Below are 24,311 nucleotides of genomic sequence, written 5' to 3' on the forward strand. Positions count from 1 at the left end.
GGGTCTCACCCGCCGACGATGTGGCTGGGCGTAGCGGAAGGGACAGATGTGGTTCGGCGATGTCGTTGATGGACCAACCCCGCGCATATCGCCGCTGCGGTCACGACTGTGGTCAGTGCCAGGGAGTTTCGCGTCGCGGAGGTGAAGGCCATGGCCGCCACGATGGTGACCAGCGCCGCGGCCACCAGATACGACAGGTAAGGGTGCCCCCACATTCGAACTCCGCGTTCGAAATCGACGTCGGCTCGCGCGTTGCGACGAGAGACGATTTGCGTGGCGCAAATGCAGAGATAGACCACGACGGCCACCGAGCCCGACGAGTTCAACAAGAAGGTGAACACCGCGCCCGTCGGCAGGAAGTAGTTGGCGCCGACCGCGACGAATCCCGCACTGGCGGCGGCGAGCACCGCCGCGACGGGCACGGCGGATGCTCCTGGGCGGCCGAGGAGCGCCGGCGCCTCCCCGCGCTGGGCCAGCGAGAACAACATCCGCGAGGACGAGTAGATGCCTGAATTGAGGCACGACAGTACGGAAGTGAGCACGATGAGATTCATCACCGTCCGCGCTCCGGGGAGCCCCAGTGTGGAAAGAACTGCGGTATAGGGACTCTCGGTGACCACGGCGGCATTCCAAGGCAGCAACGTGACCACGACGAGCACGGAACCCACGTAGAAAATCACGATACGCCAAGCGACACTGCGCATGCTGCGCCTGACCGCGCGGCCGGGATCGGCGGCCTCACCGGCGGCGATGGTGACCAGTTCGGTGCCGAAATAGGAGAAGAACACCGTCAGCACGGCCACCAGTACGGGGCCCCCGCCGCGAGGGAACAATCCGCCGTGTCCGAGCAGGTTCGTGGTGCCCGGTGAGCTGTGATGGGGCAGCAGCCCGAGAATCGCGGCACCGCCGATACCGATGAACAAGACGATCGCGGTGACCTTGATCAGCGCGAACCAGAACTCGAACCGCGCGAACGAGGTGACCGCGGTCAAGTTCACCGCGGTGAGGGCGGTCATGAAGCCCAGAGCGGCGAGCCAGGTGGGCACCGCGGGCGCGAGCTGGTGCGCGATCGCGGCGCCGGCGATCGCCTCGAAAGCCACTGTGACACACCAGTGGTAGGCGTAGAGCCATCCGACGGCGAGGCCCGCCCACGAACCCAGCTCCCGTGAGGCGTAGGCGGAGAACGAACCCGTGGCCGGGTGGGCGGTGGCGAGTTCGGCGAGCATCCGCATGACGAGCACCACCAGCAGTCCGGTGCACAGATATACGAGCACGATCCCCGGCCCGACGGCCGAAATCGTTGCACCACTGCCGACGAACAGTCCGGCGCCGATGACGCCGCCGATACCGATCATCGTCATCTGGCGGGTGCTGATGGCGCGTTGCAGGTTTTCCGACGTGGACAGCGAGGTGGGCACGGTGGCGCCTTCTTCCTGAACCTCTGGGCGGTGACCCAGGTAATCGCTTGCCCCCCTTATGAAACACGCCATTCCCACGGGATGCAAGCGAAGTTGCATAGAAACTGTTTTGTGCAACTATTGCTTGCAGCCGGCGTAGCCGTGCTCGAGCCGACGAAGGGACATACCGACCGTGACGACAGTGGTGACGACTCGATCCGACGATCTGATGACGCTGACCTTGAACCGCCCGGATCGACTCAACGCGGTCAGCGAGACGATGTACGAAACACTGATCGAGCAACTGACTCTTGCCGATTCCGCACCAGAGGTCCGCGCCGTCGTCATCACCGGCGCGGGACGCGCCTTCTGTGTCGGCGCCGACATGAAAGCCCACAGCTCCGGCACCCGCGACCGCTCCGACCGCGAGCGCTACCTGCTGCTGGCGCAGACAGTGTGTGAGCGGATACAGACGATGAACACCCCGGTAGTCGCCGCCGTCAACGGCTACGCGCTCGGAGCCGGCGCTGAAATCGCCGTCAGCGCAGACTTTCTCGTCGTCGCGTCGGATGCTCGGATCGGCTTCCCGGAGGTCGGCCTCGGCACCTTCGTGGGCGGCGGAGTCACCCACCGCCTACCGCGGCTCGTGGGCCTGCGCCGCGCCACCGAACTGCTCTTGCTCGGTGAACGATTCAGCGGAGCGGACGCGCACGCGTGGGGTCTGGCGTATCTGGCGGTGGACAGTGGCAGCGTCGTCGCAGCGGCTCAGGCGCTGGCCGCCACGTTGGCCACGAAAGCCCCGCTGTCTGTCGGCCGAATGAAACAGGCGCTGCGCCACAACGACTCTCTCGACGCGGCGCTCGAATCCGAACCACACCAGATTCTCGCGTTGATGCAGACGCGGGACTGGGCCGAGGGTGTCGCGGCTTTCACCGAGCGGCGCGCCCCCCGCTTCGAAGGAAAGTAGGAAAGCGCTGTGGTTCAAGCACATTCCGCATCGTCCGCTGTACAGACCGCTCCCGCGCGATCGGCCCTCGCCCGCTTGTTCGATCCGCGGTCGGTCGCGGTCATCGGCGCCTCCGCCGATCCTGGCAAACGCGGCTACCAGGCCGTTCGTGGACTTCAGGAGGCCGGTTACGCCTATCCGGTGTATCCGGTGAATCCCCGCGGCGGCCGCATCCTGGGTCTCGAGGTCGCGTCATCGATCGCCCAGCTTCCCTATGGCGTCGACGTCGCCCTCATCGCCCTGCCCGCCGCTGCCGTTCCCGACGCTCTGCGCCGTTGCGCGGCGGTGGGGATTCCCGCGGCGGTGGTGTTGGCCAATGGATTCGAGGAGACCGGTGCGGCGGGCGCGCAGGCGCAGACCGCATTGGCTCGAGCGATCGCCGAGACCGGCATCCGCGTCGTCGGACCCAACACGTCGGGCCTTCTCAACCTCGCCACGGGCGCGAATCTCGTTGGTGTACAGAACGTTCCGCCTGGTGCCATCAGCGTGATCACGCAGAGCGGGAATATGCTGCTGTCGCTGGTCAACGACCTTCGGACACTGCGGGGCACCGGAATCCACGCCTATGTCGGACTCGGCAACCAGGTCGATGTGAGCTACGACGAATGCCTCGCCGAACTCGCGCGTCATCCCGAAACCGGGGTGATCGCCATTCATATCGAAGGATTCACCGACGGGCGTGCGTTCCTCCGGTCCGCGGCGCAGGCGATCCGGGACACTCCCGTGGTGGTCCTTCGCGGTGGACGGTCGCAGGCCGGTCGGGCCACCGCGCGTTCACACACCGCATCCGTGGCCGGATCCGACGCTGTCGCCGCCGCCGTGCTGCGCCAAGCGGGCGTGGAATCGGCCGAACGATCCGACGAACTCGCTGTGCTCGCCAATGCCCTGGCCTCCACCCACCCGATGGCTCTCGGACGCGGCGTGGTCGTGCTGTCGGACGGCGGTGGACACGCCGCGCTGGCCGCCGACGCGCTGGCCGCCGCAGGTGTCGAACTCGCCGCCCTCGCCGACGACACCCGCGACGCACTGCGGCAACTCCTCGGCCCCGCGGCGGCGGTGTTCAATCCCGTCGATGTCGCGGGCGCCACGGACACCGATCCCGCTCTCTTCGCCGACGCGGTCGAGATCCTGACCCGTGATCCAGCGGTGGGGCTGGTGCTGATCGTCGGTATGTACGGGGGCTACCACCTGCGCTTCGATGCCGCACTGGCCGAGCAGGAGGCCGCCGCCACGGCGCGACTGCTGGAATGTACTGCCGCGCAGAAGGTTCCGCTGGTCGTGCACAGCTGCTACGCCGGTGAGCGGAATGTTCACCACGACCTGATGCGCGCCCGAGGGGTATCGGTGACCAGTTCCCTCGATCACGCGGCCCGTATCGTCGCGGCCCTGCGACGACGCGGCAGAATCCTGGCCCCCGCAGCCCAGCGGTCGTCGTTCGCCCTGCCTCGTCCTGCACCGCGGCTGGTCTCGGATCGGCCGGTGCTCGACGAACCCTCCGCCAGAACCTTTCTCAGCCGGCAAGGCATCGATGTCGGCGAATGGACGGTGGCACCGACGATCGCCGACGTCGTCGTCGCCGTCCGGGAATACCGCCGGCCGTGCGCGTTGCGGATCGTATCGCCGGATGTGGTGCACAAATCCGACGTGGGTGGTGTGCGGTTGCATGTGGCGGCCGCGGACGCCGAGGCGACCGCCACGGCCATGATCGGGTCGGTGACCTCCGGCGTGCCCGGTGCGCGGATCGACGGGATCATCGTCACTCCGATGGCCGAGCCGGGCGTCGAGTTGCTCGTCGGCGCGATGCGTGATCCGGTCTTCGGACCTGTCGTCGCCTTCGGCAGCGGCGGGGTACTGGTCGAAGCACGGGACGACGTCACCTTCCGCGCCGCGCCGCTCACCGACGTCGAAGCCCTCGAGATGATCGAGGAAACCAGGGCGTCACGTCTACTCGATGGCCACCGCCACCTGGAAGCGATCGATCGGAAACAGCTGGCGCGCCTGCTGGTTCGCGTCGGCGCGATCGTCGCGGCGCACCCGGAGATCGCCGAACTCGATCTCAACCCCGTGATCGCTTCCGGCACTGCGATCCTTCCGGTCGACGTTCGCATCATTTTGTCCGACAACGACACCGAGGAGGCCGGACGGTGAGTGGACCGGTGCGGATCGACCGCCGCGGTGACGTGGTGGTGTGGACTCTCGACAACCCGGCCACACGCAACGCGATCTCCGACCCCGAAACCATCGCGGCATTGGAGGACGCCATCGCCGAGGCCGACCATGACCTCGGCGTGCGCGTCGCCATTCTCACCGCGGCCGGCCCAGCGTTCTCTTCGGGAGGCAACATCAAGGACATGCGCGACCGGACGGGAATGTTCGGCGGCAGTCCGGCGGAGCTGTATCGCAATTACCGGCACGGCATTCAGCGCATTCCGAAAGCACTGTATTACTGCGAAGTTCCGACGATCGCGGCGGTGAACGGGCCTGCCGTGGGCGCCGGCTGCGACGTGGCGATGATGTGCGACATTCGGATCGCATCCACCGCCGCGACCTTCGCGGAAAGCTTCGTGCGAGTCGGCATCGTTCCCGGTGACGGCGGGGCATGGCTGCTTTCCCGCGCGATCGGCCCGGCCCGCGCTGCGGAAATGGCTTACACCGGCGAGCCGGTCGACGCGGCGACCGCGCTCGAGTGGGGCCTGATCTCCGCGGTTGTCGAGCCGGCGCTGCTTCTCGAATCGGCACACACCCTCGCGACGCGGATCGCGCGGCAACCGCCGCATGCGCTGCGGATGACCAAACGCCTGTTGCGTTCGGCCGAAAACCACAGTCTGGAAGGTATTTTGGATCTCTCCGCAGCGATGCAGGCCGCGGTCCACCACACCGCCGACCACGCCGAGGCAGTCGCGGCGATGCTGTCCCGCCGAGAACCGCGGTTCACCGGGACGTAGTCGATGATCCGTGGAATGTGTTGTTGCCGTTGCCTTCGGTGAACGCCTCAGCAGAGGTAAATGGCTCAGCGGACGCGAGTAGGAGAATCGGCGGGGTGCGAACCCTGGAACTGGTGGACGAGTTGGCGGCGATCGTCGGTCGAGCCCATGTGCTCACCGATCCGGACGTCGTCGCCGGACACGTAGTCGACTGGACCGGCCATTGGGTAGGGAGCACCTGCGCCGTGGTCCGCCCCGCCGACACCGCGGAGACCTCCGCGGTCCTGGCGGCCTGCCACCGAGCCGGGGTCGGCGTCGTTCCGCAGGGCGGAAATACCGGCTTGGTCGGCGGGTCCGTTCCGATGCGGGGCGAGTTGGTGCTCAGTACCGCTCGTCTCGACGAGATCGAGCGCGTGGACCCGATGGGCCGCACCATCGCCGCAGGTGCCGGCGTGACCGTCGCCCGAGCCCAGCAGGCCGCGCGCGCCCACGATCTCGACCTGGGAGTCGATCTGGCCTCGCGGGATTCGGCGACGCTCGGCGGGATCGTCGCTACGAATGCCGGCGGCATCCGCATGATCAAGAACGGCAACACCCGTCATCAGGTGCTCGGACTCGAAGCGGTGCTGGCCGACGGCCGAACAGTCAGTCGCTGGAAGGAATTGACCAAGGACAACGTCGGATACGACCTGCCCGGGCTGCTCGCCGGCTCGGAGGGCACGCTGGCGGTGATCACCCGCGTACTCATGCGGCTGGTGGTTCCGCCGCGGGAAACGCACGTTGCGCTCATCGGCGTCGGCACCGTCGGCGTCGCATTGCGCCTGATAGCCGAAATACAGCGCGCCGGAATCACAGTGGAGGCCGCGGAACTGATGACCCGGGCCGGTATCCATTTGGTCCGCACGCACTGCGCGCTTCGACCACCGCTCGCTGCCGACCCCGCGTACTACCTGCTTGTCGAGGTGTCGGGCCGGCCGGAAACCCAGGCAGCGCTGTTCGACGTGCTGGAAGACGCCGGACCGAATGTGCTCGACGCGGCCGTGGAGCAGGGACCCGCGCATCGGCTCTGGCGGTACCGGGAAGGACACACCGAAGCGGTGAGCGCCGAATCATCCACTCCGCCGGTGAAACTCGATCTGTCCACCCCGGTGCGGGAAATCGAGCCGTTCCTCTCAGCGCTCGGCGAGGATCTCGCCGAATCGGCTCCCGCTGTGCGCGCGATCTGTTTCGGCCACCTGGGCGACGGCAACATCCACGTGAATCTTCTCGATGTCGCCGCCGACGACCGCGATGCGGTGACCGATACGGTGCTGCGGCGGGTGGCCCTCCACGACGGCAGCATCAGTGCCGAGCACGGAATCGGGCGGGCGAAGGCTCGATGGATCGGGCTCGGTCGCAGCGACGTCGATCTCGACATCATGCGGTCGATCCGAGCTGCCCTGGATCCGGCACGACTGCTCAACCCGCACATTCTTCCCGCGAAATGATCTTCATTCCTGCCGAGAAGTTGCTCAGCCGCGAGCAGACGTGGTCCCACTGCGGTAGATACCGAAACTGCTCAGCAGGTTCTCTTCCTCCAGCAGAGTCGATCGAACGCTGTGACCGAGGGTTTGGGCGACACCAGCGGCCAACGCCTGTGCCAAGGCGGTGAACGCGGTCATCGACCGGAGGACCGAGGCACTGGACGCATCGACGAGAAAACAATCGTGGGCGGTCGTCGCCAGCGGAGACCCGGCGTTATCGGTCAGCGCCACCACGTGCGCACCGCGGTCGCGTGCCCACTGCGCGGCGCGCACGGTATCGGTGCTGTAGCGATGAATGGAGATCGCGACGAAACAGTCGCCCGCACGCACGCGGCGCAGTTCGTCGGTGAGCGAGCCGGCCGCACCGTTGATGGTGTGCACATCCTCGCGCAGCATGCCGAGCAGATATCCGAGCAAGTAGGCCGGGGCATGAGATTTACGCAGACCCAGCACGTGGACGTGGGCATCGCGTGCCAGGTGTTCGACCACGCGGTGCCAGGTCGGCTCCTCGATACGGGCGAAGGTGCGGGCGATGTTCGCCTGATCCAGCGCTGCGGCCTGTTCGAGTACTCCGCTGCCGACGTTTCCGAGCTGCTCCATGCTGTCGAAGCGGCGCAGCAGTTGCGCCTGCTCCTGCAGATGTTCACGGCACAGACGGATCAGCCCCGGGTAGCCCTGCAAGCCCAGGCCATTGGCGAACCGAACGACGGTCGCCTGGTTCACCCCGACCGCGGAGGCGAGCTCCGAGACGGTCATGAACGCGACGGTCTCGGGATCCGACATGACGCGCTCGGCGAGCTTGCGATGCGAGGGCGACATCGAATCCAGACGCCGGCGCAGTTCGGCCAGAAGTTCGTCGAAGCTCGCAGGGCCCGACGTCGACTGCTCACTTGTGGCGGCCATGGTCGCTCCATTCTTCGAACTGTCCGGAGGGTCGGCGGATCCGGACACCTGAACTCTAATGGGCCGCGGTGCAGCTATCGATCGCCGTTCGAGGCCGACTGCGGTCGCACCACCAAGGTGGGGCTCGCCGGCGGGCTGGAGCGAAAGAGGTTCTGCCGCCAGGGATCAGGAGGCCGGCTTGGGCTGGGAAAGGTCCTTGATACCGGTGATCGCCGTGATGATGTTGTCGATGGTGGAGGTGCCGCCCTCGAGGGCCGAGCTGCCGGAGTCGAGCATGGCTGAGCCCGACGACAATCCGGCGGAACCGGAGGACGAACCGCTGTCCGCCGAGCCCGTGCTCAGCTGCGCGGGGGCGGTAGTGCCCGAGTCGGCCGAGGGTGCGGCCGCGGAGGCGATGGCGACCGGGCCGAAGAACAGCGCGGCGGCGGAGAGGGTGGCGGCAGCAAAGATCTTGCGAGAGACCATGTACGGGAGTTCCTTCCACAGATGAATAACGATGCCATCACGGCGCGTAACCCAAATATATGAAGGTGAAATGTGTAAATCCACTTTCGTTACTGTGTGAATGGTCACGGTTAACAGCTGGCGAACTGCGCATCTCGTGCAGATCTCAGAATTGATCTTGCATTCTTTCCGTTAATTGCATGATCAATTCTCCGGGCTTCCGGCCGATGCCTCGAATCGCGGTCCGCGGGCTGTCGGAGGGATCACGTGCGGCGTAATCTACGTCACATCGCCACTCGGCGTCGCCCACTCGACCAAGGAGTCCTGATGGTCCTCTTCATCGACGTGCACGAACATCTGCCCGAAGGCACGACGGTGCGGGACGTGGCCGCCGCTCATGCCGCCGACGTGGCGATCCAGGGAGATTACGGCGTGACGTACCAGCGCTACTGGGTCGACGAAGCGAGCCACACGGCGTTCTGCCTGGTCGATGCCCCGGACGCGGATACCGCGATCACCGTCCATCGCGAGGCGCACGGGCTCGTTCCCGACCGGATCTACCCGGTGGTCGAGGGCGACTGATCGTCTCCGCCGGAACGTCCACGCCCCGGCTCGATCGGCCCGCGGCGTCCGAACGAATGCGGCTGGGATCGCCCGCGTCCTTGTGCCGACGCCCGGTACTTCGGATATCGGTGCGTCAGCGCCCGAAAACGTTCACTTCGATCTCACCGCCGAGGCGATAGCCCTCGGACAGATGCAGATTGTCGCCGCTCCAAAATCTGCCCGGGTCGTACCAATTCGGGCGCTTCTCCGGCAGCAATCCCATCGCTTGGTAGGTCAGGGCGACGATTTCCGCGCAGTAGGCGTTCTCCAGGCCGGCTTCGGTTTCGCGGTGCTTCGAACGCTTCGGTCGCGGTATCCGGCCCCGGAACCACCGGCCGGCCAGCGCGCTTGTCGAGGGAAAGGGCATGCCGTCCAGCCGTGCGACCGTCCGGAGGGCCGCATCCTCCATCTCGGGTGTCACAGGGCGCTCCAGCTGGCGCAGCCAGGCTTGCTGCCCGTAATCATTGGTCCAGCGCAGGACCGCGGCCTGCAGGTCGTGCAGCTGGGCACCGCGATGGTGGTTGCCGGACCAGACATCCGGCAGCGCCCGGCCGAGTTCGGCATGCCAGATGAGGGCCGGCAGGTCGTCGACGACCACCGCCATGCCGACGTGGTTGACCGGGCTGTTGGTCAGGCCCCGGATCGTGCGATCGGCGCCGGAATGTCCACGGAACAACCACAAGTCGCCCGTCCGCGTGAGTTCGACCGCTTCATCCAAACCGATACTCGAGGGCGCTTCGCGTGGCACAGCGACTAGCCTAAGCCGTATGCGGTGGTGGAAAGTACTCGGCTTGGCAGGAGCCGCGGGTGTCGCGGCGACCGGAGTGGTCATCGTGCGCTCCGAGCGCAAGCGCCGGGCCTACACCCCGGACCAGGTCCGGGAGCGCCTGCACGCCCGCCTCGGCGACCAAGCCGAGCCGATCGGCGACGGCGAAGACTGATCCGGGACGGGAAGCGTTCGCCCGCAACAGTTTCCATTCCGTGGGCGCGCAGTGGTGAGCGAACTGTTCTTGTCGGAAGAAAGCCCCAGTTCGTAGGTCAGTAGTTTCCGCCGGGCGGGTATTCGGAGAAGAACTGCTGCAGGAACGGGGTGGCGGCGTCGAGGCCCCACCGGACAGCGCCGAGTATGGCATTGCCCGTATTGATGACCACGAATCCGATGACATCGCGATTTTGTTCCGCGAGTTGCTGGAGTGGCTCGATGATATTCGTGAACATGATGTGCCTTCGCATCCGGGCGGATGGGTACGTTCCAGGCTGCCACAGTGGGCAATGGGTGACCAGGTCACCGCCCACCCAATCCCGACATCGCAATCCCTCGCACGAACGACTTCTGCGCGAACGCGTAGATCACCAGCATCGGCGCCACCATCAGGATGGAGGTCGCCATGAGGATCGGCCAGTTGGTTTCGTACTGGCCCTGCAGGCGCACCAATCCCAGTGTGAGCGTGGAGATCTCGTCGCGCTGGATCATCACCAGCGGCCACAGGAAGTCGTTCCACACCGTCACCCAGGTGAGGACCGCGAGCACCATCACCGCCGGGCGGGCGTGGGGGAGCAGAACGCGCCAGTAGGTCTGCCAGACCGAGCAGCCGTCGAGAATGGCGGCTTCCTCCAGTTCGACCGGCAGGGTGATGAAGAACTGGCGCATGAGGTAGGTGCCGAAGGCGCTGCCGAACAGGCCCGGCACGATCATGGCCAGGGGGCTGTCCACCCAGCCGAAGGTGCGCATGAGGATGAACTGGGGGATGACGGTGACGGTCGCCGGGACCATCAGGGTGGCGAGGTAGGCGACGAACAAGACGTCGCGACCCTTGAACGGCAAGCGGGCGAAGGCATATCCGGCCAGCGAGCAGAAGAATACCTGACCCGCGGTGACACAGCCGGCGTAGAGCACGGTGTTGAAGAAGATCCGCCCGAACGGCATCAGGTCGAAGATGTCGCGGTAGTTCGACCATGCCGGGTGGGCCGGGAGGATGCTGGTGTCGGAGATGTTGCCCTGCTTTTTCAGCGAACTCGACAAGGCCCACAGCAGCGGAAACAGCGCGCACCATGCCATCGCGACGAGCACCAGGTACAGCACTATCCCGCGCCCGGTACGGCGGAGAACGGCACGATTCGCGGTCGCGGTCGCCACCTAGGCCCCGCTTTCGTAGGCATCGCCGCGGGTGAATCGCAATTGGAGCAGTGTCGATGCCAGCAGGATCGCGAAGATCACCCAGGCGAGTGCACAGGCGTAGCCGATGTCGTCGAAGGAGAAAGCGTTCTGGTAGAGCATGATTCCGAGCACGTACGTGCCGGTTTCGGGACCGCCCTTGCCGCCGGTGAGGACGTAGGCCTGATCGAACACCTGGAACGAGTTGATGACCGTGATGACGAACGCGAACGCCAGCGCGGGCCGGATCAGCGGCACGGTGATCGAGCCGAACCGGCGCACCGCTCCGGCGCCGTCGATACGGGCGGCCTCGTAGATGTCGGCCGGTATGCCCTGCATGGCGGCGAGCAGGACGACGGTGACGAAGGGGACGCTCTTCCACACACTGACCAGGCACAGCGAGACCATCGACCACCCGGGGTCGGTGAGCCACGGGACCGGACCGATGCCGATCCAGCCGAGGGCGGTGTTGAGCACGCCGTAGTCGGTGCTGAAGGTGAGCCGCCACACCACGGCCATCGCCACGGTCGAGGCGACCAGCGGCATGAACATGATGCTGCGAAAGATGCCGATACCCTTCAGTTGTCGATTCAGGGCCGCCGCGACGGCGATACCGATGGCGATGGTCGGGATCAGCGTGCCGACGGTGAAGATCACCGTGTTGCGCAAGGCCACCCAGAACAGCGGGTCGTGTGCGAAGAGCCGGCGGAAGTTGCCGATACCGATGAACTTCGGCGGACTGAACAGATCCCAGCTGTGCAGGCTCAGATACAGCGTGAACACCAAGGGGAAGGCCATGAACACCGCGACCGCGATCAGGTTGGGGGCGATGAACATTCGGCCCGCGGCGGCCTTGCGCCGGCTCAGCGGTGAGCGATGGTTGCTCACCGTGCCCGGTGAGGTGCGGGACACCTGCACCCCGTCGGCACAGCGAACCGCTGTGCGATTGTCGCTCACTGCGCCTCCAGGAGGTCGTTGATCTGCCGGGCGAGGCCGTGCTTGAACCACTCCGCGGAGGCGGCGCCGCGGAACACGTGGTCGTATCCCTGCTGGATCACCGCGTCGACACGTGGCCATGCGGGTGTGACCGGCAGGTTGTTGGCGTGGTCGCCGCCGTGGAACACCTCGAGGTTGTGCACTTTCGCATGTGCCTGCGCGAACCCGTCGGAGCCGAGCGCCGATTTCAACGCGGGAACGAACAGTCCCGATTTCGCGATGACCGCCTGACCGACCGGCCCGGTGGCGAATTTGACGAATTCCCAGGCCTGCTCCTTGCGCGGGCTGTCTGCGGCGATGGACAGGCCGGTGGTGCCGATATCCGACCGCGCGGCGGTACCGCGCGGGCCGACCGGTAGCACCGTGACGTCGAAATCGAGGTCTTCCTGGCCGGCGTAGGTGCTGTACATCCAGTGCCCGGACAACGCCATCGCGGCTTTGCCCTGGGCGAACATGTCCGACGAGGAAAGCGATTGCTGGAATTCGATTGTCGGCATCACCCGGTGCTTGGTGGACAGGTCGGTGTAGAACTGGACGCCCTCGATGAAGGCGTCGTTGTCGATGTTGGTGCGGGTCGGGTCGACGGACGGGGTGAACCATTCGATGCCGTTGTTCATCCCGAAGCAACTGGCGGAGTAGTAGACGGTCCAGGGATCCACGAACCCCCATTGGATGACGTCGCCGGAGCTGTCACGTTTGGTCAGCGCCTGTGCGGCGCCGAGGAATTCGTCGAAGCTCCAGGCATCCTCCCAGCGTGTGGGCGGAGGTGCGAGTTCGGCGTCGGCGAAGAGTTTGCGGTTGTAGTAGAGGAAGATTCCGGCCCACTGCTCGGGCAGCGCGTGCTGCGCGTTCTTGTAGCGGAACGTGTTGTACAAGGGCATCGAACTGTCCTTCTTCAGCTCGGCCGCGTACACCGGGTCCTTGTCCAGGATCGTGTCGAGATTTTCGAAGATGCCGCGTTCGGCGAGGAAGGAATAGGACAGATCCCACGACATCAGCACGTCCGGGCATTTACCGCCCGCACAGTAGGTCAGGATCTGAGTCTGTGGATCAGGGCCGGACATCTGAGTCCGGATCTTGATGTCCGGGTGCAGCTTGCGAAACTCGTCGATGATCTCGAGCCGGACCTTCGCCTCGTCGGGTTTGGCCTGGAAGAAGAAGGTGAGCGCGTCGTCGTTGTCACCGCAACCGGCTATCGAGGACGCGGCCGCCGCCGCCCCGGCCGCCGCCGCACCCCGCAGGAGCGTGCGCCGGTCGAACCTTCGAGTCGATGCCACCCGCGCCCCCGTTCGGCTGCAACAAGCGAACTTCATTGCAGAAGAACGTAATACCGCGGGGGCTGATTCGTCTGGAAAATACGCACGAGACCGGCCGCACGTGTCCTCCCGCTCGTGACCGGGCCGGGGCAGCCCGTGGACATGCGGGCAGATTCTCGGCAATCCCAGGTGGGCAAACTCTGGTCAACCCCCTCGATACCCACGCGCGGCATACTGGAGTCATAGCGCCGACGTCGTCCTCGGGAGGATCGAGATGGCAAACAACGGGCCTTTCGGGATCGATCCGGAAGAATTCGAGCGCGCTCTGCGCGAGGCGGAAGTCGAGTTTCGCGACCTGCTCGGTAAGGCCGCCGAATACCTCGACCGCAGCACCGTCAATTCGCTGACGTCGCTGTTCGGCCAGTTCGTTCAGCCGGATCGCGCGCGGACGCCGGAACCGGACGACGCGACGACCGGGGAGACCGGCAGCGGGGTGTGGGCCGTCTACAGCGTCGACGACGCCGGTGAGGCCCGGGTCGAGCAGGTCTTCCCGACCGAACTCGAGGCCTTACGCGCACATCGCGACAACACCGACGAACGCCGCAAGGTGCGATTCCTGCCCTACGGCGTCCCTGCCAGCGTGCTCGACCAGACCTGAGGGCGCAACGGCCGGCCGCGACCTTCCCGGGTGGCCGTCCCAGCGGTCTCCTCAGTGCGGCGTCGCCGTCGCATTCTCGACGGCTAGGGCGAGAGCCTGCGGGTCCTCGTCGGGTTGACCGGTGCCGGTGGTGATCAGGTCGTGCAGGCTCCGGTCGATGTAGAACGACCAGCCCTTGCGGCAGGCGTCGAAGCATTCGAACGCCGGGGTGAGGCCGACGTGGGTGAAGCGGAGTTCGGTGGTGTCGGCGCGGCGGGTGATCTCGAAACGGATTTCGGTGTCGTTCCATTCGGTCTGGTCGTCGACCAGGGTGAGCCGGGCGTCCAAAACGCGCCAGACGACGCGGTCGTGCGGGACGACCTCGGTGACCTCGATGGTGGCGCGATGCACGCTCGGAACCTCGTACGTGAAGACGTCTCCGGGCTTTTCGCTGCGTCCGGTGAGAGCCTTCGACCACCAGCCGCGCACGTCGAGCACGGCGCCGAAGGCGGTTTCGGGGGTCCGGTCGACGGCGAAGGTCGTCGTGAAGTTCTGCTCGGTCATGGGGTGCTCCCTGAAGGGGTGGGTGAATCGGCCGCGATATTCAACCGATGGGTTGACAGTAGGTGCGGGAAGACGGAATAGTCAACCATGTGGTTGAGAATTCTTCGGAGCGGCTCGACGTGGTGTTCCACGCGCTGTCGGACTCCACGCGCCGCTCGATGCTGCGCACACTGGCGCGGCGCCAGTGCAGCGTGGGGGAGCTGGCTGCCCCGTTCGACATCTCGCTCGCGGCCGCGTCCAAGCACATCAAGGTGCTCGAGCGCGCGGGGCTGGTACGACGCAGCGTGCACGGGCGCACACATCTGTGCCGGCTCGATCCGCGCCCGTTGCGAGAGTGCGCCGAATGGGTGAACTTCTACGAGCGTTTCTGGAACCAGAGCCTCGACGCTTTGGAAGCCGCACTGCTACAGGAGGATTCGCGAGATGAGTGACTACGGGGAGGTCGTCGAACCGGGCACGGTCCGCATCGAACGGCTACTGCCCGGGCCCATCGAACGGGTCTGGGCGTATCTGACCGAAATCGACAAGCGCGCGACCTGGCTGGCGGGCGGGCTGCTCGAACAGGTCATCGGCGGCCGGGTCGAACACATCTTCCGGATTCACGAGCTCACCGGCGAAGGCGATCCCGCCGCGGTGGCCGACCGCAGGCACGGCGAGGTGCTCGAATGGGATCCTCCGCATCTGCTGCGCCACACCTGGAGCAGTGGCGGCGGCCTCGCCGACTCGGAGGTGACCTTCGCGCTCGAGCAGGTCGCCGACAAGGTCCGTCTGACGGTCACCCACCGCCGGCTCCCGACCCGCGGCGAGATCCTCGATATCGCCGCCGGCTGGCACACCCACCTGGACATCCTGCACGCCAGGCTCGCGGCATCCGCACCGGATCCGTTCTGGCCGAAGTTCGATTCCCTTCGCGCGGAATACGAATCGCTGCTTCCGGATTCGTCGAATGACCGCTGATCTAGGCAACCGCAGGTGCCACGAGGCCGTAACCACCTTTGTCGCAACGCATCTGGCGCGCGCGAACCGGTCGAGCGATGGCACGCCGTCGAGCTGGTTCCACACCGGTGCGCCCAGCGAGGAACTGAACGGAGTCCTCAGAGTGGGCGCTGCGATCCCGCATGAGATCGAGCAGTTGCGCACACTGTTCGACGGCGTACCGGCATCGTGGTATTTCTGGCCGGACGTCGATTCGCCGGAGATTCCGGAGCTCCTGCGGCGGCGCGGACTGGAGTTGTTCGAAACCGAGCCGCTGATGATGCTCGCCGATCCCGACCGAGCCGCCTACCGGGAACGCGGACGACCGGAGCCGATCGAGGACGTGGCCGGCGATGCCGGCCTCGCCGAGTGGGCGCGACTCTGGTCGGGTGCGACCGAGGTCGACGATCTCGTGACCGGCCTGCGTGAGGGGATGGATCGGAGGTCCACCCGCTACCTGCTCTGGCGTGACGGCGGGGAGGTGCTCGGCTGTGCCGCCGTCGTCACCTGCGCCGCGGGCGCATCGCTCGAGCACATCGTGACCCGAGCCGATCATCGCGGAGAAGGCATCGGGACCGCGCTCACGCGGTATGCGCTGGCACTGGCCCTGGAAGCGGGTGCTCGCTCGGTCGTACTCACCGCATCACCGGACGGCGAAGGAATCTATCGACGCCTGGGCTTCGGCACCGTCGGGCACGTCGAGCGCTATGCGTGATCGGCTGCCGCCGTGAGGCGGCTATCGCTGTCCGCAGTCCTGGCCGAGGCGATCTCCGGCCGGAACTGACCGGTATCGGGCTGTTGCGCGATGTACGGCTCGCGGCGCAGTGGAACATCAGTACGGCCGCGCCCGTGCTCGTCGGCGGAATCTACGGCGGGTAGGCGCGTCCGAGGTGGGGAATCAGGCGTCTTCGAGGGCCTCGCCGATTTCGTGGGCCACGCGGTTGTGCTGGTTTTCCGCGAGCCAGTGCCCGCCGGCCAGTACCAGGGCGACGGGCCATTCGATGATTTCCGCGGCGGCCAGGGCGCCCAGTGCGCCGTAGTAGGCCAGTTGTTCGGGGCGGGGGATCGGTACACGGCCGAGCAGGGGGAGTTCCACCGCGAAACTGTGCGCGGCGATGACCTTGTCGACCGCGTTCCGGTGGCTGGTGTGCGTTTTGTCGGCCATATGTTGCCTTCCGGTCATGCGATATTCGGGGTCCCGACGCTTGGGTTCGCCACAGTGGCCGTCGTGAGGACAGCTGATGTAGGTGGCGGCCAGGATCCGTTGACGGGCGCGCTGACGCAGGTGCTGACCGTTCCCCTGCGTGAGTTGTACGCGGCGTTGTGGCGCCTGGGAGTCATCGACGTCGTCGGCGAATCATCGCGCTGACCGTTTCCACGCTACGCCGCGAGTCGAGGCCGACGACGGCACGTACGACGGCCGTCGACGCGCAACGAGAAGCGTGCGCCCACGGTCACGCGGAAGGCTGCCTCGAGGTCCGCCGACGCCGGTTACGCCTTGCTGGGTGCGCGCCGTGAGCGGGCCGCGGTCTTGCGGGCGGTCGTCTTTTTGCCACCGTCGCTGCGGCGGGCCGGTCGGTCACTGCGGGCCGGCTGCTTGCGCTGCGCGGCGGGAGCCCTGGTGGCCGACGACGGTTGCTGGTCCGGGTGCGAGGTGAGCCTCCGGAGTACGAGTGCGGTGCCGCCGACGCCCAGGAGCACGGGCCAGTCCACGACTCCCGTGGCTCCGATCGCCGCCAACGTGAGCGCGGCGGCCGGTGTCGAATGACTCCCGCTGCTCAGTCCGCTCCGCACCCCGGACACGACACCCTGCATCCCGCCGAGAACTCCGTTCACCGCGGCGCCGCCCACCGCCCCGGCCGCGGATGTGGTCGCATCGGCCGTCCACGAAATCGCTTTTACCCCACCCTCGAGAAGGTCCATCGTCACTCCCTTTGAGTTCACCTTTTGGACATCTGCGAGCAAGCTGCAGTCTACTCGCGGCGCGCGGTCGCTCCGGGCGTAGCGACCGAGATGAAACATGCGCCCGGCACTCCTCGTGACGAGGGCGGTCGGTCATCACTCGGATCGTGATTTATCCTGGCACGACATGAGCGATGTGATCCGAGCTGCCGCCCTGCGGGGTTTCGGTAGTGTGATCGAAGAGTGCGGAGGTGACTCTGCCGCGCTGCTCGCACATGTCGGAATCGAACCCGCGCTGCTGGACTCCGAGGACGCGCTCATCTCGCATCGCAGTCTGGCGCGGCTGCTGGAACACGCATCCGCCGAATTGGATGTCCCCGACCTGGGACTGAGAGTGGCCGAACGCCAAGACATTTCGATCCTCGGCCCGCTCGCGGTGGTCATGCTCCACTCGGCGACCGTGCGCGAAGCGGTCGAGAGTGCATCCCGGTTCATGTTCGTGCACAGCCCGGCGGTGTCGTTCACCCTGACCGATGATCCGGACGGGAATGCGGACGTGGCCGGTGTGCGGTACTCGCTGAGTGCGCCCCCGCCCACGCGTCAGGTCGTCGAAATGGCGCTGCTGGTGGCATATCGGGTGGGTCGACTCGAACTCGGCGCGGCGACGCCGCCGATCGGCGTGGACTTCCCGCATTCCCGGATCGCCCCGCCCGAGCGGTACGTGGAGTGTTTCGGGGCGCCGGCCCGATTCGGCCGTCGCACGGCCACCCTGAGATTGCCGGCCGAGGGGCTGGACTCCTCGCTGGCGGCGGCGAATCCGCTGCTGAGAAAGCTCGCCCTGGACTACCTCACTTCGCGCTACCCCGACCCGCAGCAGGTGTACGTCCCGCGGGTTCGTGGCTATCTCGACCAGGCTCTGGGCAGTGGGGCGATCGAGTTGTCAGCTGTCGCAGCCACTTTCGGTATTCACGCGCGAACCCTGCAGCGCAGGCTGGTGGCGGAGGGCACGTCCTACGCCGAGATTCTCGACGCGGTCCGCCGCGATGCCGCGCTACGCCACTTGATCGAATCCGACCTCGCCCTGTCCCGCGTGACCGCTGCGGTCGGACTGGCGGAGCAGTCGGCATTGACGCGCTGCTGCCTGCGCTGGTTCGGCGCCACCCCGAGCGCCGTCCGCCGCGCGGGCGGCGTCGCCGAACCTGTCGTCCAGAGGTAAATCTCTGTCGTCGGTGGGCAATACCCCGCAGGTCGGCGAAACGCACACTTCCCTGTCATGGACAACACCCTCGCCCGGCGCGGCAGCGAAGAGTTACGCGCACTGTTTCGGACTGCGGCGTGCCCGGACCTCGCGGAGGTGACGGGACGTCTCGAGGCCGAGCTCGCCGGGCCGGCGCTCGTGCGTGCGCTGGCCCCGATAGCGTTCCGGCTCACCGGCCTGGCGGACTGGTGGGGTAAGGATCTGCGACCAGCTCCCGCGGGGGACGGGCTGACGGGATACAACCTCGCCGGCCCGCGCGGAGAATCGGCCACCCTGCCGCTGCGCGCGACCATCGGTCCCTCCCGGCTCGACGGCGCGCCGGCCGTGGTGGTCAGCTATGCATCCGATGCCCCCTTCCCCTGGCGGCGGGTCGTCGACGATCTGCGCATCCTTTCGGACGGGACCGTGCTGGGCCTTACGTTCGGCCTGCCCTTCACATCCCGCGGCGGCTCGCCTTTCCTGCTGCGCCGGGAGGTCCGGTGATGCGCGATTGGATCGTGATCGGATCCGGTTTCGGCGGCAGCGTCGCCGCGTTGCGACTGGCCGAGAAGGGATACTCCGTCACCGTGGTGGAGAAAGGCCGCCGCTACCGGGACGAGGACTTCGCCACGAGCGCATGGCAGGCCCCGCGCATGCTGTGGGCTCCGCGCGTCGGCCTCAGAGGGATCCTCCAACTGCGGCCGATGAAGCACGTATCGGTGATCTGCGGGGTGGGCGTCGGCGGCGGGTCCCTGGTGTACGCGAGCACGCTGTACGTTCCGCACTCCGACGACTTCTACCGGCACGAGCAGTGGGCCGAGCTCGCGGATTGGCGAGCGGTGCTCGCTCCGCACTACGCCACCGCCGAACGCATGCTGGGGGTGGTGGACTGTCACAGCGACGGTCGAAGTGAGCAGATGATGCGCGCCGTCGCGGCCGACCTCGGTGTGCCCGACGCCGTGCACCAGACCAGAGTGGGGGTGTATCTCGGCACTCCGGGCGAGACGGTGCCGGATCCCTTCTTCGGCGGTGCCGGACCTGAACGCACCGGGTGCCTACGCTGCGGCGAATGTCTGCTCGGTTGCCGCCACGGCGCCAAGAACAGCCTGGTCAAGAATTATCTCCACCTGGCCGAAGGGCTCGGGGTCGAGATCCGGCCCGAACGTACGGTCGTCGGTATTCGTCCGCTCGGCGCCACCGACGGCAGCGACGGTTACGCCGTCACCACCGAACGCTCCGGCGCGTGGATACGGCGTGACCGCCAGGTCGCGCACGCACGCGGAGTCGTGCTCGCGGGCGGAGCGATGGGAACGAGCGAACTGCTCACCAGAGCCCGCGCCACCGGTTCGCTACCGAGACTGTCGGACCGTGTGGGGCACCTCGTACGCACCAACAGCGAAGCCATCACCGCGGTCACCGCGCACGACCGCTCGGCCGATCTCGCCACCGACCTGACCATCACCATGAGTGTGCACCCCGACGAGCACACCCATGTCACCAACAACACCTACGCGGCGGCCGGTGACGCGCTGGCCTTGACCTTCGGCCCGTTCACCGGCGGCCGGCGGCGAACCCTGCAATTCGCGCGAGAGATCGCCCGGCATCCGTTCCGCTGGCTGAATCCCACACGCATCCGTGGCTGGTCCCGCCGCACCGTCGTCTTCACCGTCATGCAAAGCCTCGACAGCTCACTCCGGTTGCGTCCCAAGAGATTCGGTTCGGGGATGGCCACCGTCGTCGACGATGCCGGCACAGCCCCGGCGAGCTATCTGCCGATCGCGAACCGGTTCACCGAACTGGCGGCGCGACACATCGGCGGCTACCCCGAAAGCTCCGTCGCCGAATCGCTGATCAGCTCGCCCACCACGGCTCATATCCTCGGCGGCGCCGTGATCGGGCCCGACGCGAGCCGAGGAGTGGTCGACCGATACCACCGGGTCTTCGGCTACCGCAATCTACTGGTGACCGACGGGTCCGCGGTACCGGCGAATGTGGGCGTCAACCCGAGCCTCACCATCACCGCCATGGCCGAGGAGGCACTGAGCCACATTCCGGCCAAATCCACCCCGCGAGAAGCGGATTCGCACTAGCGGGCCGACGCTCATTCCCCAAGGGTTACCGCGCGGAGCGGGCGAAGCGGCCCGGAGTCGTGCCGGTCCAGCGGGTGAAGGCGTGAGTGAAGGCGGAAGCGTCGGCGTAGCCGAGTCGGCGGGCGACCTCGTCGACGGTGGTGCCGAGGGTGAGGAGTTCTTCGGCGAGAAGATGGCGGGTCTCGGCGACCAGGCCACGGTAGGAGGTGCCTTCTGCGTCGAGGCGCCGGCGTAGGGTGCGCACACTCATGCGGAGATCGGCGGCGATATCTTCCTGGGCGGCGGTGACGCCGCGGGTCAGGAGGCCGGCGCGGACGCGGGCCGCGGTGCCGTCGCGCCGGCGCCGGCGTTGCATGATCTCGGCCGCTTGCTGGTGGGCGAGCGCGGCGACATGTGGATTCGCCTGGGGCATGGGAAGTTCCAAGATTTCCCGCGTGAGGATGAGCCGGGTGACCGGTGCGTCGAAGGTAGGGCAGACCCCGAGCAGTTCGGTGAACCGCTCGGCGTAGACAGGTGCGGGACAGGCGAGTTCGACGGTCGTGGGCGGTACCGCCGCGCCGAGCAGTTCGCGATCCAGCGTGATGAGTTCGGCCAGGTCGCGTTCGAGCAGGAACTGCCGCAGTGCGGATGGCGCCGCCGAGTAGTCCAACGTCACCGTGGCGCCCGTGGGGGTTTCCTGAATGCGCCAGCGGGCGAAGGAATAGGCGATGTCCATATGCTCGATCCCGATGCGCAGTGCTTCGCGTACGGTTCGGCTCGTCATCACCGCGAAAGCCCAGATGCCGTGTGCTGCAAGGTGATAGCGCTGTCCTGCGGCCAGGCCGAGGCCGGGAATATGCCCCAGCCGCGTGACCAGGTTCTGGACCACCCGCAATTCCTGTGCGGCGCGGACCTCGCCGTTCGCATCGTTCAGAATCGACAGGGTGATATCCGAGCCGTCGAGGCATTGCGCGAGGGTCAGGCCGTGGGTGAGGCCGAGCTGAACCAGGATCGCGGCACTGGTGCTCGACCGCGGCATATTCAGGTGGACAGCCATGGGCACATCCTCGGTCAGAATGGCCGAAAAGCACAAGTCTTGGCCGGTTAGATCATGGATCGGCAGGGCGTCTGCTTCCTAACCTCGTGATACGCGAAACAAGCGAGGAGTGGAGAGTGGGTATGGGGCTGGCAGGCATGCGGGTGGCGGTCACCGGCGGTGCGAGAGGTATCGGGCGAGCCACCGCGGCGGCCTTGGCCGCGTCGGGAGCGCGGGTGGTGATCGGCGACATCGATGCCGACACGCTGGCGGCGACGGCCGCGGAACTGACCGCCGCGACGGGTGCCGACGTGATCGGCGTCCCGCTGGACGTGCGTGATCGCGAGTCGTTCGAGAGCTTCCTGGATCGGGCCGAAGCGGAGCTCGGCGGGCTGGACGGCCTGGTCAACAACGCGGGGATCATGCCGACCGGCTCGTTCCTCGAGGAGCCGATGGATCTGGCCGACCGGCAACTGGACATCAACCTGCGCGGGGTGATCATCGGATCGAAGCTCGCCGGTCGGCGGTTCGCTGATCGCCGCCGCGGCCATATCGTGAACGTGGCCTCCGTTCTCGGGCTGGTCGGAACGCCGGATGTCGCAACGTATTCGGCGACCAAATTCGGTGTCGTCGGCCTCGGTTCGGCGTTGCATCAGGAGTTGGCGGCATTCGATGTGCACGTGAGCACCCTGTGCCCGGCCTTCGTCAACACCGAGCTGATCGCCGGGCTGTCTCCGAACCGGATCACCCGGGTGATCGGCTTCGTCGAACCCGAGGATGTCGCACGCGCGGTGGTCGACGCATTGGCTCGCCGGCGCGGCGGGTTGCGCGTGGTCCCGCGCATCGGCGGGATCGCCATCGCGCTGCTCACCGCGATGCCGGAAGGGCTGCGCAATCGGTTCGGCCGCCTACTGGGCAGCCACGACACCGTGTCCGGCGCCGATATGTCGCAGCGAGCGCGCTATCTCGAACGTGCGGGCCGGAGCTGAGAACACGCGGCCTTTCTGCGAAACATCTTGTCCCGAGGAGGAATTCACTTCATGGCACGGAATCTCGAGAGCCTGGTGACCGGGCTCGGTGACGCGGCCGAGACGCTGCGCGCCGTTGTCCGCCTGCATCAGCGCGGCGTGATCGACCTGACACGCCCGGATCGGGTCGCGCGCATGGCCCGGGAGAACCGGATCTACGGTCCGCCGGCGGCGTTGATCATGGCGGGGGCCCGTCATCACCCGCACCGGCCCGCGATCGCCGACGAGCGCGGCGTGCTGACCTACGGTGAACTCGACGCGCAGTCCAACGCACTGGCCAATGCGCTACTGGCGCAGGGGCTTACGGCCGGTTCGGTGGTCGGGGTCCTGGCGCGCGACCATCGCGGGCTGGTGCTGGCGATCAGCGCGGCCGGTCGCGCCGGACTGCGGCTGGCCATGATGAACACCGGATTCGCCAAGCCGCAGTTCGCCGAGGTCGCCGCGCGGGAGAACGTGCGAGCCATGTTGCACGACAGCGAGTTCGGCGACCTGCTCGATGCGCTACCGTCGACGCTGCCGCGCATCCTCACCTGGGTGGACGAGGGGCACGCGGTACCGGCGGGCGCGCGCACCGTGGATGAGCTGATCGACGCGGGCGACCACCGGATGCCACCGGCGCCGGCACAGCCGGGTGGCTTCATCATCCTCACCAGCGGTACCACGGGCTTGCCCAAGGGGGCGCCGCGCACCAAGGTGACACCGCTGGCGAGTGCGATGATCGCGGACCGTATTCCGTTCCCGCGCAGGGGCTGCGTGGTCATCGTGTCGCCGATCTTCCATTCGACCGGGTTCGGGACGTGGACCGTGGCCACCGCCCTGGGCAACAAGACCGTGCTCTTGCGCCGGTTCGACGCCGAGGCCACGTTGCGCGCGGTGAGCGAGCACCGTGCCGAGATGCTGGTCGCGGTGCCGACCATGCTGCATCGCCTGGTGGCGTTGGGCCCGGATGTCATCGGCCGTTACGACCTGTCGGCGCTGACAACCATTGCCGTGGCGGGCTCGGCGTTGTCCCCGGAGCTGGCGACCCGGGTGCAGGACACCTTCGGCGACGTGCTCTACAACCTCTACGGTTCGACCGAGGTCGCGGTGGCGACCGTGGCGCAGCCGCACGAATTGCGCCGTGCCCCGGGCACCGTCGGTCGCCCGCCGGTGACGAGCAGAATCGCGTTGTTCGACGCCGAAGGGGACCGGGTGAGTGCCCGCAACGTCTCCGGTCGGGTGTTCGTGCGCAGTGGTGCGCCGTTCGAGGGGTATACCGACGGCCGTCACAAGCAGTTCATCGACGGGTACATGTCCACCGGCGATATGGGCCGGATCGACGAGCACGGGCTGCTGCACATCGACGGCCGCGACGACGACATGATCGTCTCCGGCGGTGAGAACGTCTACCCGCTGGAGATCGAGAACCTGCTCGCGGCACGGCCCGATATCGACGAGGTGTCGGTCGTCGGCGTGGCCGACGAGGAGTTCGGAAAACGCTTGCGCGCCTACATCGTTCCAGCGCCCGGCGCCACCGTGAACGCCCCGGACATCAAGGCGTACGTGAAGGCGAACCTGGCCCGCTACAAGGTTCCCCGCGATGTGGTCGTCCTGGACGAACTGCCGCGCAATGCCACCGGCAAGGTCCTGCGCCGGGTGCTGGAGGAGATGGACTGA

The 24,311-nt window shown here is 66.9% G+C and carries 28 protein-coding genes; 16 read left to right on the top strand and 12 right to left on the bottom strand.

Annotation, left to right across the window (positions count from 1 at the left end; all coding sequences use genetic code 11):
• Positions 1-5 precede the first annotated feature (5 nt).
• Positions 6-1,418, bottom strand: a complete 1,413-nt coding sequence (locus tag ACPCUW_RS16410) for an amino acid permease (RefSeq protein ID WP_423425732.1) — start codon at positions 1,416-1,418, stop codon at positions 6-8.
• A 184-nt stretch (positions 1,419-1,602) separates the two neighbouring features.
• Between ACPCUW_RS16410 and ACPCUW_RS16415 the strand changes: the two genes are divergently transcribed.
• From ACPCUW_RS16415 to ACPCUW_RS16430, 4 genes are all read left to right on the top strand, one after another.
• The gene (locus ACPCUW_RS16415; protein WP_423425734.1) at positions 1,603-2,364 is read left to right on the top strand and encodes an enoyl-CoA hydratase/isomerase family protein; all 762 of its coding nucleotides are present in this window, start codon (positions 1,603-1,605) and stop codon (positions 2,362-2,364) included.
• A gap of 9 nt (positions 2,365-2,373) precedes the next feature.
• Complete coding sequence (locus ACPCUW_RS16420; protein WP_423425736.1) at positions 2,374-4,551, top strand: acetate--CoA ligase family protein; 2,178 nt, start codon at positions 2,374-2,376, stop codon at positions 4,549-4,551.
• Positions 4,548-5,348: a crotonase/enoyl-CoA hydratase family protein gene (locus tag ACPCUW_RS16425; protein ID WP_063011705.1), complete on the top strand. Its 801-nt coding sequence runs from the start codon at positions 4,548-4,550 to the stop codon at positions 5,346-5,348. Before ACPCUW_RS16420 ends, ACPCUW_RS16425 begins: the two co-directional genes overlap by 4 nt.
• 95 nt (positions 5,349-5,443) lie before the next feature.
• Complete coding sequence (locus ACPCUW_RS16430) at positions 5,444-6,814, top strand: FAD-binding oxidoreductase (protein WP_423425927.1); 1,371 nt, start codon at positions 5,444-5,446, stop codon at positions 6,812-6,814.
• A gap of 24 nt (positions 6,815-6,838) precedes the next feature.
• On the opposite strand, the gene ACPCUW_RS16435 is transcribed toward ACPCUW_RS16430, so the two are convergent.
• Positions 6,839-7,753 (bottom strand): MurR/RpiR family transcriptional regulator, encoded by a 915-nt coding sequence (locus ACPCUW_RS16435; protein ID WP_063011799.1) that lies wholly within the window; start codon positions 7,751-7,753, stop codon positions 6,839-6,841.
• 165 nt (positions 7,754-7,918) lie between these two features.
• Positions 7,919-8,218, bottom strand: coding sequence for a hypothetical protein (locus ACPCUW_RS16440; protein ID WP_063011708.1), 300 nt, complete (start codon positions 8,216-8,218; stop codon positions 7,919-7,921).
• Between the two features lie 306 nt (positions 8,219-8,524).
• On the opposite strand from ACPCUW_RS16440, the gene ACPCUW_RS16445 reads away from it, so the two are divergent.
• Positions 8,525-8,779: a nickel-binding protein gene (locus ACPCUW_RS16445; protein ID WP_063011710.1), complete on the top strand. Its 255-nt coding sequence runs from the start codon at positions 8,525-8,527 to the stop codon at positions 8,777-8,779.
• A 115-nt stretch (positions 8,780-8,894) separates the two neighbouring features.
• Here ACPCUW_RS16445 and ACPCUW_RS16450 read toward each other — a convergent pair whose 3' ends face one another.
• Positions 8,895-9,548, bottom strand: coding sequence for a hypothetical protein (locus ACPCUW_RS16450; RefSeq protein ID WP_423425740.1), 654 nt, complete (start codon positions 9,546-9,548; stop codon positions 8,895-8,897).
• 19 nt (positions 9,549-9,567) lie between these two features.
• Between ACPCUW_RS16450 and ACPCUW_RS16455 the strand changes: the two genes are divergently transcribed.
• Complete coding sequence (locus tag ACPCUW_RS16455; RefSeq protein WP_167356733.1) at positions 9,568-9,741, top strand: hypothetical protein; 174 nt, start codon at positions 9,568-9,570, stop codon at positions 9,739-9,741.
• 97 nt (positions 9,742-9,838) lie between these two features.
• Here ACPCUW_RS16455 and ACPCUW_RS16460 read toward each other — a convergent pair whose 3' ends face one another.
• The 4 genes from ACPCUW_RS16460 to ACPCUW_RS16475 all read right to left on the bottom strand — a co-directional run bounded on the left by ACPCUW_RS16460 (position 9,839) and on the right by ACPCUW_RS16475 (position 13,264).
• Positions 9,839-10,018 carry a hypothetical protein gene (locus tag ACPCUW_RS16460; protein ID WP_030516303.1) on the bottom strand — a complete coding sequence of 60 codons (180 nt, stop codon included), beginning with the start codon at positions 10,016-10,018 and terminating at the stop codon, positions 9,839-9,841.
• 67 nt (positions 10,019-10,085) lie between these two features.
• Positions 10,086-10,937: a carbohydrate ABC transporter permease gene (locus ACPCUW_RS16465; protein WP_245924899.1), complete on the bottom strand. Its 852-nt coding sequence runs from the start codon at positions 10,935-10,937 to the stop codon at positions 10,086-10,088.
• Positions 10,938-11,792 (bottom strand): carbohydrate ABC transporter permease, encoded by an 855-nt coding sequence (locus ACPCUW_RS16470; RefSeq protein ID WP_423425929.1) that lies wholly within the window; start codon positions 11,790-11,792, stop codon positions 10,938-10,940.
• Between the two features lie 116 nt (positions 11,793-11,908).
• The gene (locus tag ACPCUW_RS16475) at positions 11,909-13,264 is read right to left on the bottom strand and encodes an ABC transporter substrate-binding protein (RefSeq protein ID WP_423425743.1); all 1,356 of its coding nucleotides are present in this window, start codon (positions 13,262-13,264) and stop codon (positions 11,909-11,911) included.
• Positions 13,265-13,481: 217 nt separating this feature from the next.
• Between ACPCUW_RS16475 and ACPCUW_RS16480 the strand changes: the two genes are divergently transcribed.
• On the top strand, positions 13,482-13,865 hold the full coding sequence (locus tag ACPCUW_RS16480; RefSeq protein WP_423425745.1) for a hypothetical protein: 384 nt from the start codon (positions 13,482-13,484) through the stop codon (positions 13,863-13,865).
• A gap of 51 nt (positions 13,866-13,916) precedes the next feature.
• On the opposite strand, the gene ACPCUW_RS16485 is transcribed toward ACPCUW_RS16480, so the two are convergent.
• Entirely contained in the window at positions 13,917-14,408 is a 492-nt protein-coding gene (locus ACPCUW_RS16485; RefSeq protein WP_423425747.1) for an SRPBCC family protein, read from the bottom strand.
• Between the two features lie 89 nt (positions 14,409-14,497).
• On the opposite strand from ACPCUW_RS16485, the gene ACPCUW_RS16490 reads away from it, so the two are divergent.
• The 3 genes from ACPCUW_RS16490 (at position 14,498) to ACPCUW_RS16500 (ending at position 16,098) form a co-directional block, all read left to right on the top strand.
• On the top strand, positions 14,498-14,839 hold the full coding sequence (locus ACPCUW_RS16490; protein ID WP_030516309.1) for an ArsR/SmtB family transcription factor: 342 nt from the start codon (positions 14,498-14,500) through the stop codon (positions 14,837-14,839).
• Complete coding sequence (locus ACPCUW_RS16495; protein ID WP_423425749.1) at positions 14,832-15,365, top strand: SRPBCC family protein; 534 nt, start codon at positions 14,832-14,834, stop codon at positions 15,363-15,365. Before ACPCUW_RS16490 ends, ACPCUW_RS16495 begins: the two co-directional genes overlap by 8 nt.
• A gap of 142 nt (positions 15,366-15,507) precedes the next feature.
• Positions 15,508-16,098 carry a GNAT family N-acetyltransferase gene (locus ACPCUW_RS16500; protein WP_423425751.1) on the top strand — a complete coding sequence of 197 codons (591 nt, stop codon included), beginning with the start codon at positions 15,508-15,510 and terminating at the stop codon, positions 16,096-16,098.
• A 183-nt stretch (positions 16,099-16,281) separates the two neighbouring features.
• Here ACPCUW_RS16500 and ACPCUW_RS16505 read toward each other — a convergent pair whose 3' ends face one another.
• Positions 16,282-16,548, bottom strand: a complete 267-nt coding sequence (locus tag ACPCUW_RS16505; protein ID WP_063011722.1) for a hypothetical protein — start codon at positions 16,546-16,548, stop codon at positions 16,282-16,284.
• Positions 16,549-16,611: 63 nt separating this feature from the next.
• Between ACPCUW_RS16505 and ACPCUW_RS16510 the strand changes: the two genes are divergently transcribed.
• The gene (locus ACPCUW_RS16510) at positions 16,612-16,752 is read left to right on the top strand and encodes an Rv1535 domain-containing protein (protein WP_156511260.1); all 141 of its coding nucleotides are present in this window, start codon (positions 16,612-16,614) and stop codon (positions 16,750-16,752) included.
• Between the two features lie 122 nt (positions 16,753-16,874).
• Here ACPCUW_RS16510 and ACPCUW_RS16515 read toward each other — a convergent pair whose 3' ends face one another.
• Positions 16,875-17,306: a hypothetical protein gene (locus tag ACPCUW_RS16515; RefSeq protein WP_063011726.1), complete on the bottom strand. Its 432-nt coding sequence runs from the start codon at positions 17,304-17,306 to the stop codon at positions 16,875-16,877.
• 166 nt (positions 17,307-17,472) lie between these two features.
• Here ACPCUW_RS16515 and ACPCUW_RS16520 point away from each other — a divergent pair, with 166 nt between their 5' ends.
• The 3 genes from ACPCUW_RS16520 to ACPCUW_RS16530 are packed head-to-tail and all read left to right on the top strand — an operon-like array spanning position 17,473 to position 20,612.
• Positions 17,473-18,501 (top strand): AraC family transcriptional regulator, encoded by a 1,029-nt coding sequence (locus tag ACPCUW_RS16520; RefSeq protein WP_423425754.1) that lies wholly within the window; start codon positions 17,473-17,475, stop codon positions 18,499-18,501.
• Between the two features lie 57 nt (positions 18,502-18,558).
• Entirely contained in the window at positions 18,559-19,026 is a 468-nt protein-coding gene (locus ACPCUW_RS16525; protein WP_423425756.1) for a hypothetical protein, read from the top strand.
• Positions 19,026-20,612: an FAD-dependent oxidoreductase gene (locus ACPCUW_RS16530; protein ID WP_423425758.1), complete on the top strand. Its 1,587-nt coding sequence runs from the start codon at positions 19,026-19,028 to the stop codon at positions 20,610-20,612. Before ACPCUW_RS16525 ends, ACPCUW_RS16530 begins: the two co-directional genes overlap by 1 nt.
• A gap of 25 nt (positions 20,613-20,637) precedes the next feature.
• Here the strand turns inward: ACPCUW_RS16530 and ACPCUW_RS16535 are convergent, their stop codons facing one another.
• Positions 20,638-21,648, bottom strand: a complete 1,011-nt coding sequence (locus ACPCUW_RS16535) for an AraC family transcriptional regulator (RefSeq protein ID WP_423425760.1) — start codon at positions 21,646-21,648, stop codon at positions 20,638-20,640.
• A gap of 122 nt (positions 21,649-21,770) precedes the next feature.
• Between ACPCUW_RS16535 and ACPCUW_RS16540 the strand changes: the two genes are divergently transcribed.
• Positions 21,771-22,616 (top strand): SDR family NAD(P)-dependent oxidoreductase, encoded by an 846-nt coding sequence (locus ACPCUW_RS16540; protein ID WP_423425931.1) that lies wholly within the window; start codon positions 21,771-21,773, stop codon positions 22,614-22,616.
• Between the two features lie 51 nt (positions 22,617-22,667).
• Positions 22,668-24,311, top strand: a complete 1,644-nt coding sequence (locus tag ACPCUW_RS16545; protein ID WP_423425762.1) for an acyl-CoA synthetase — start codon at positions 22,668-22,670, stop codon at positions 24,309-24,311.

Origin of the sequence: Nocardia sp. AB354, from assembly GCF_049538315.1 — a bacterium.
Taxonomy (GTDB): Bacteria; Actinomycetota; Actinomycetes; order Mycobacteriales; family Mycobacteriaceae; genus Nocardia; species Nocardia nova.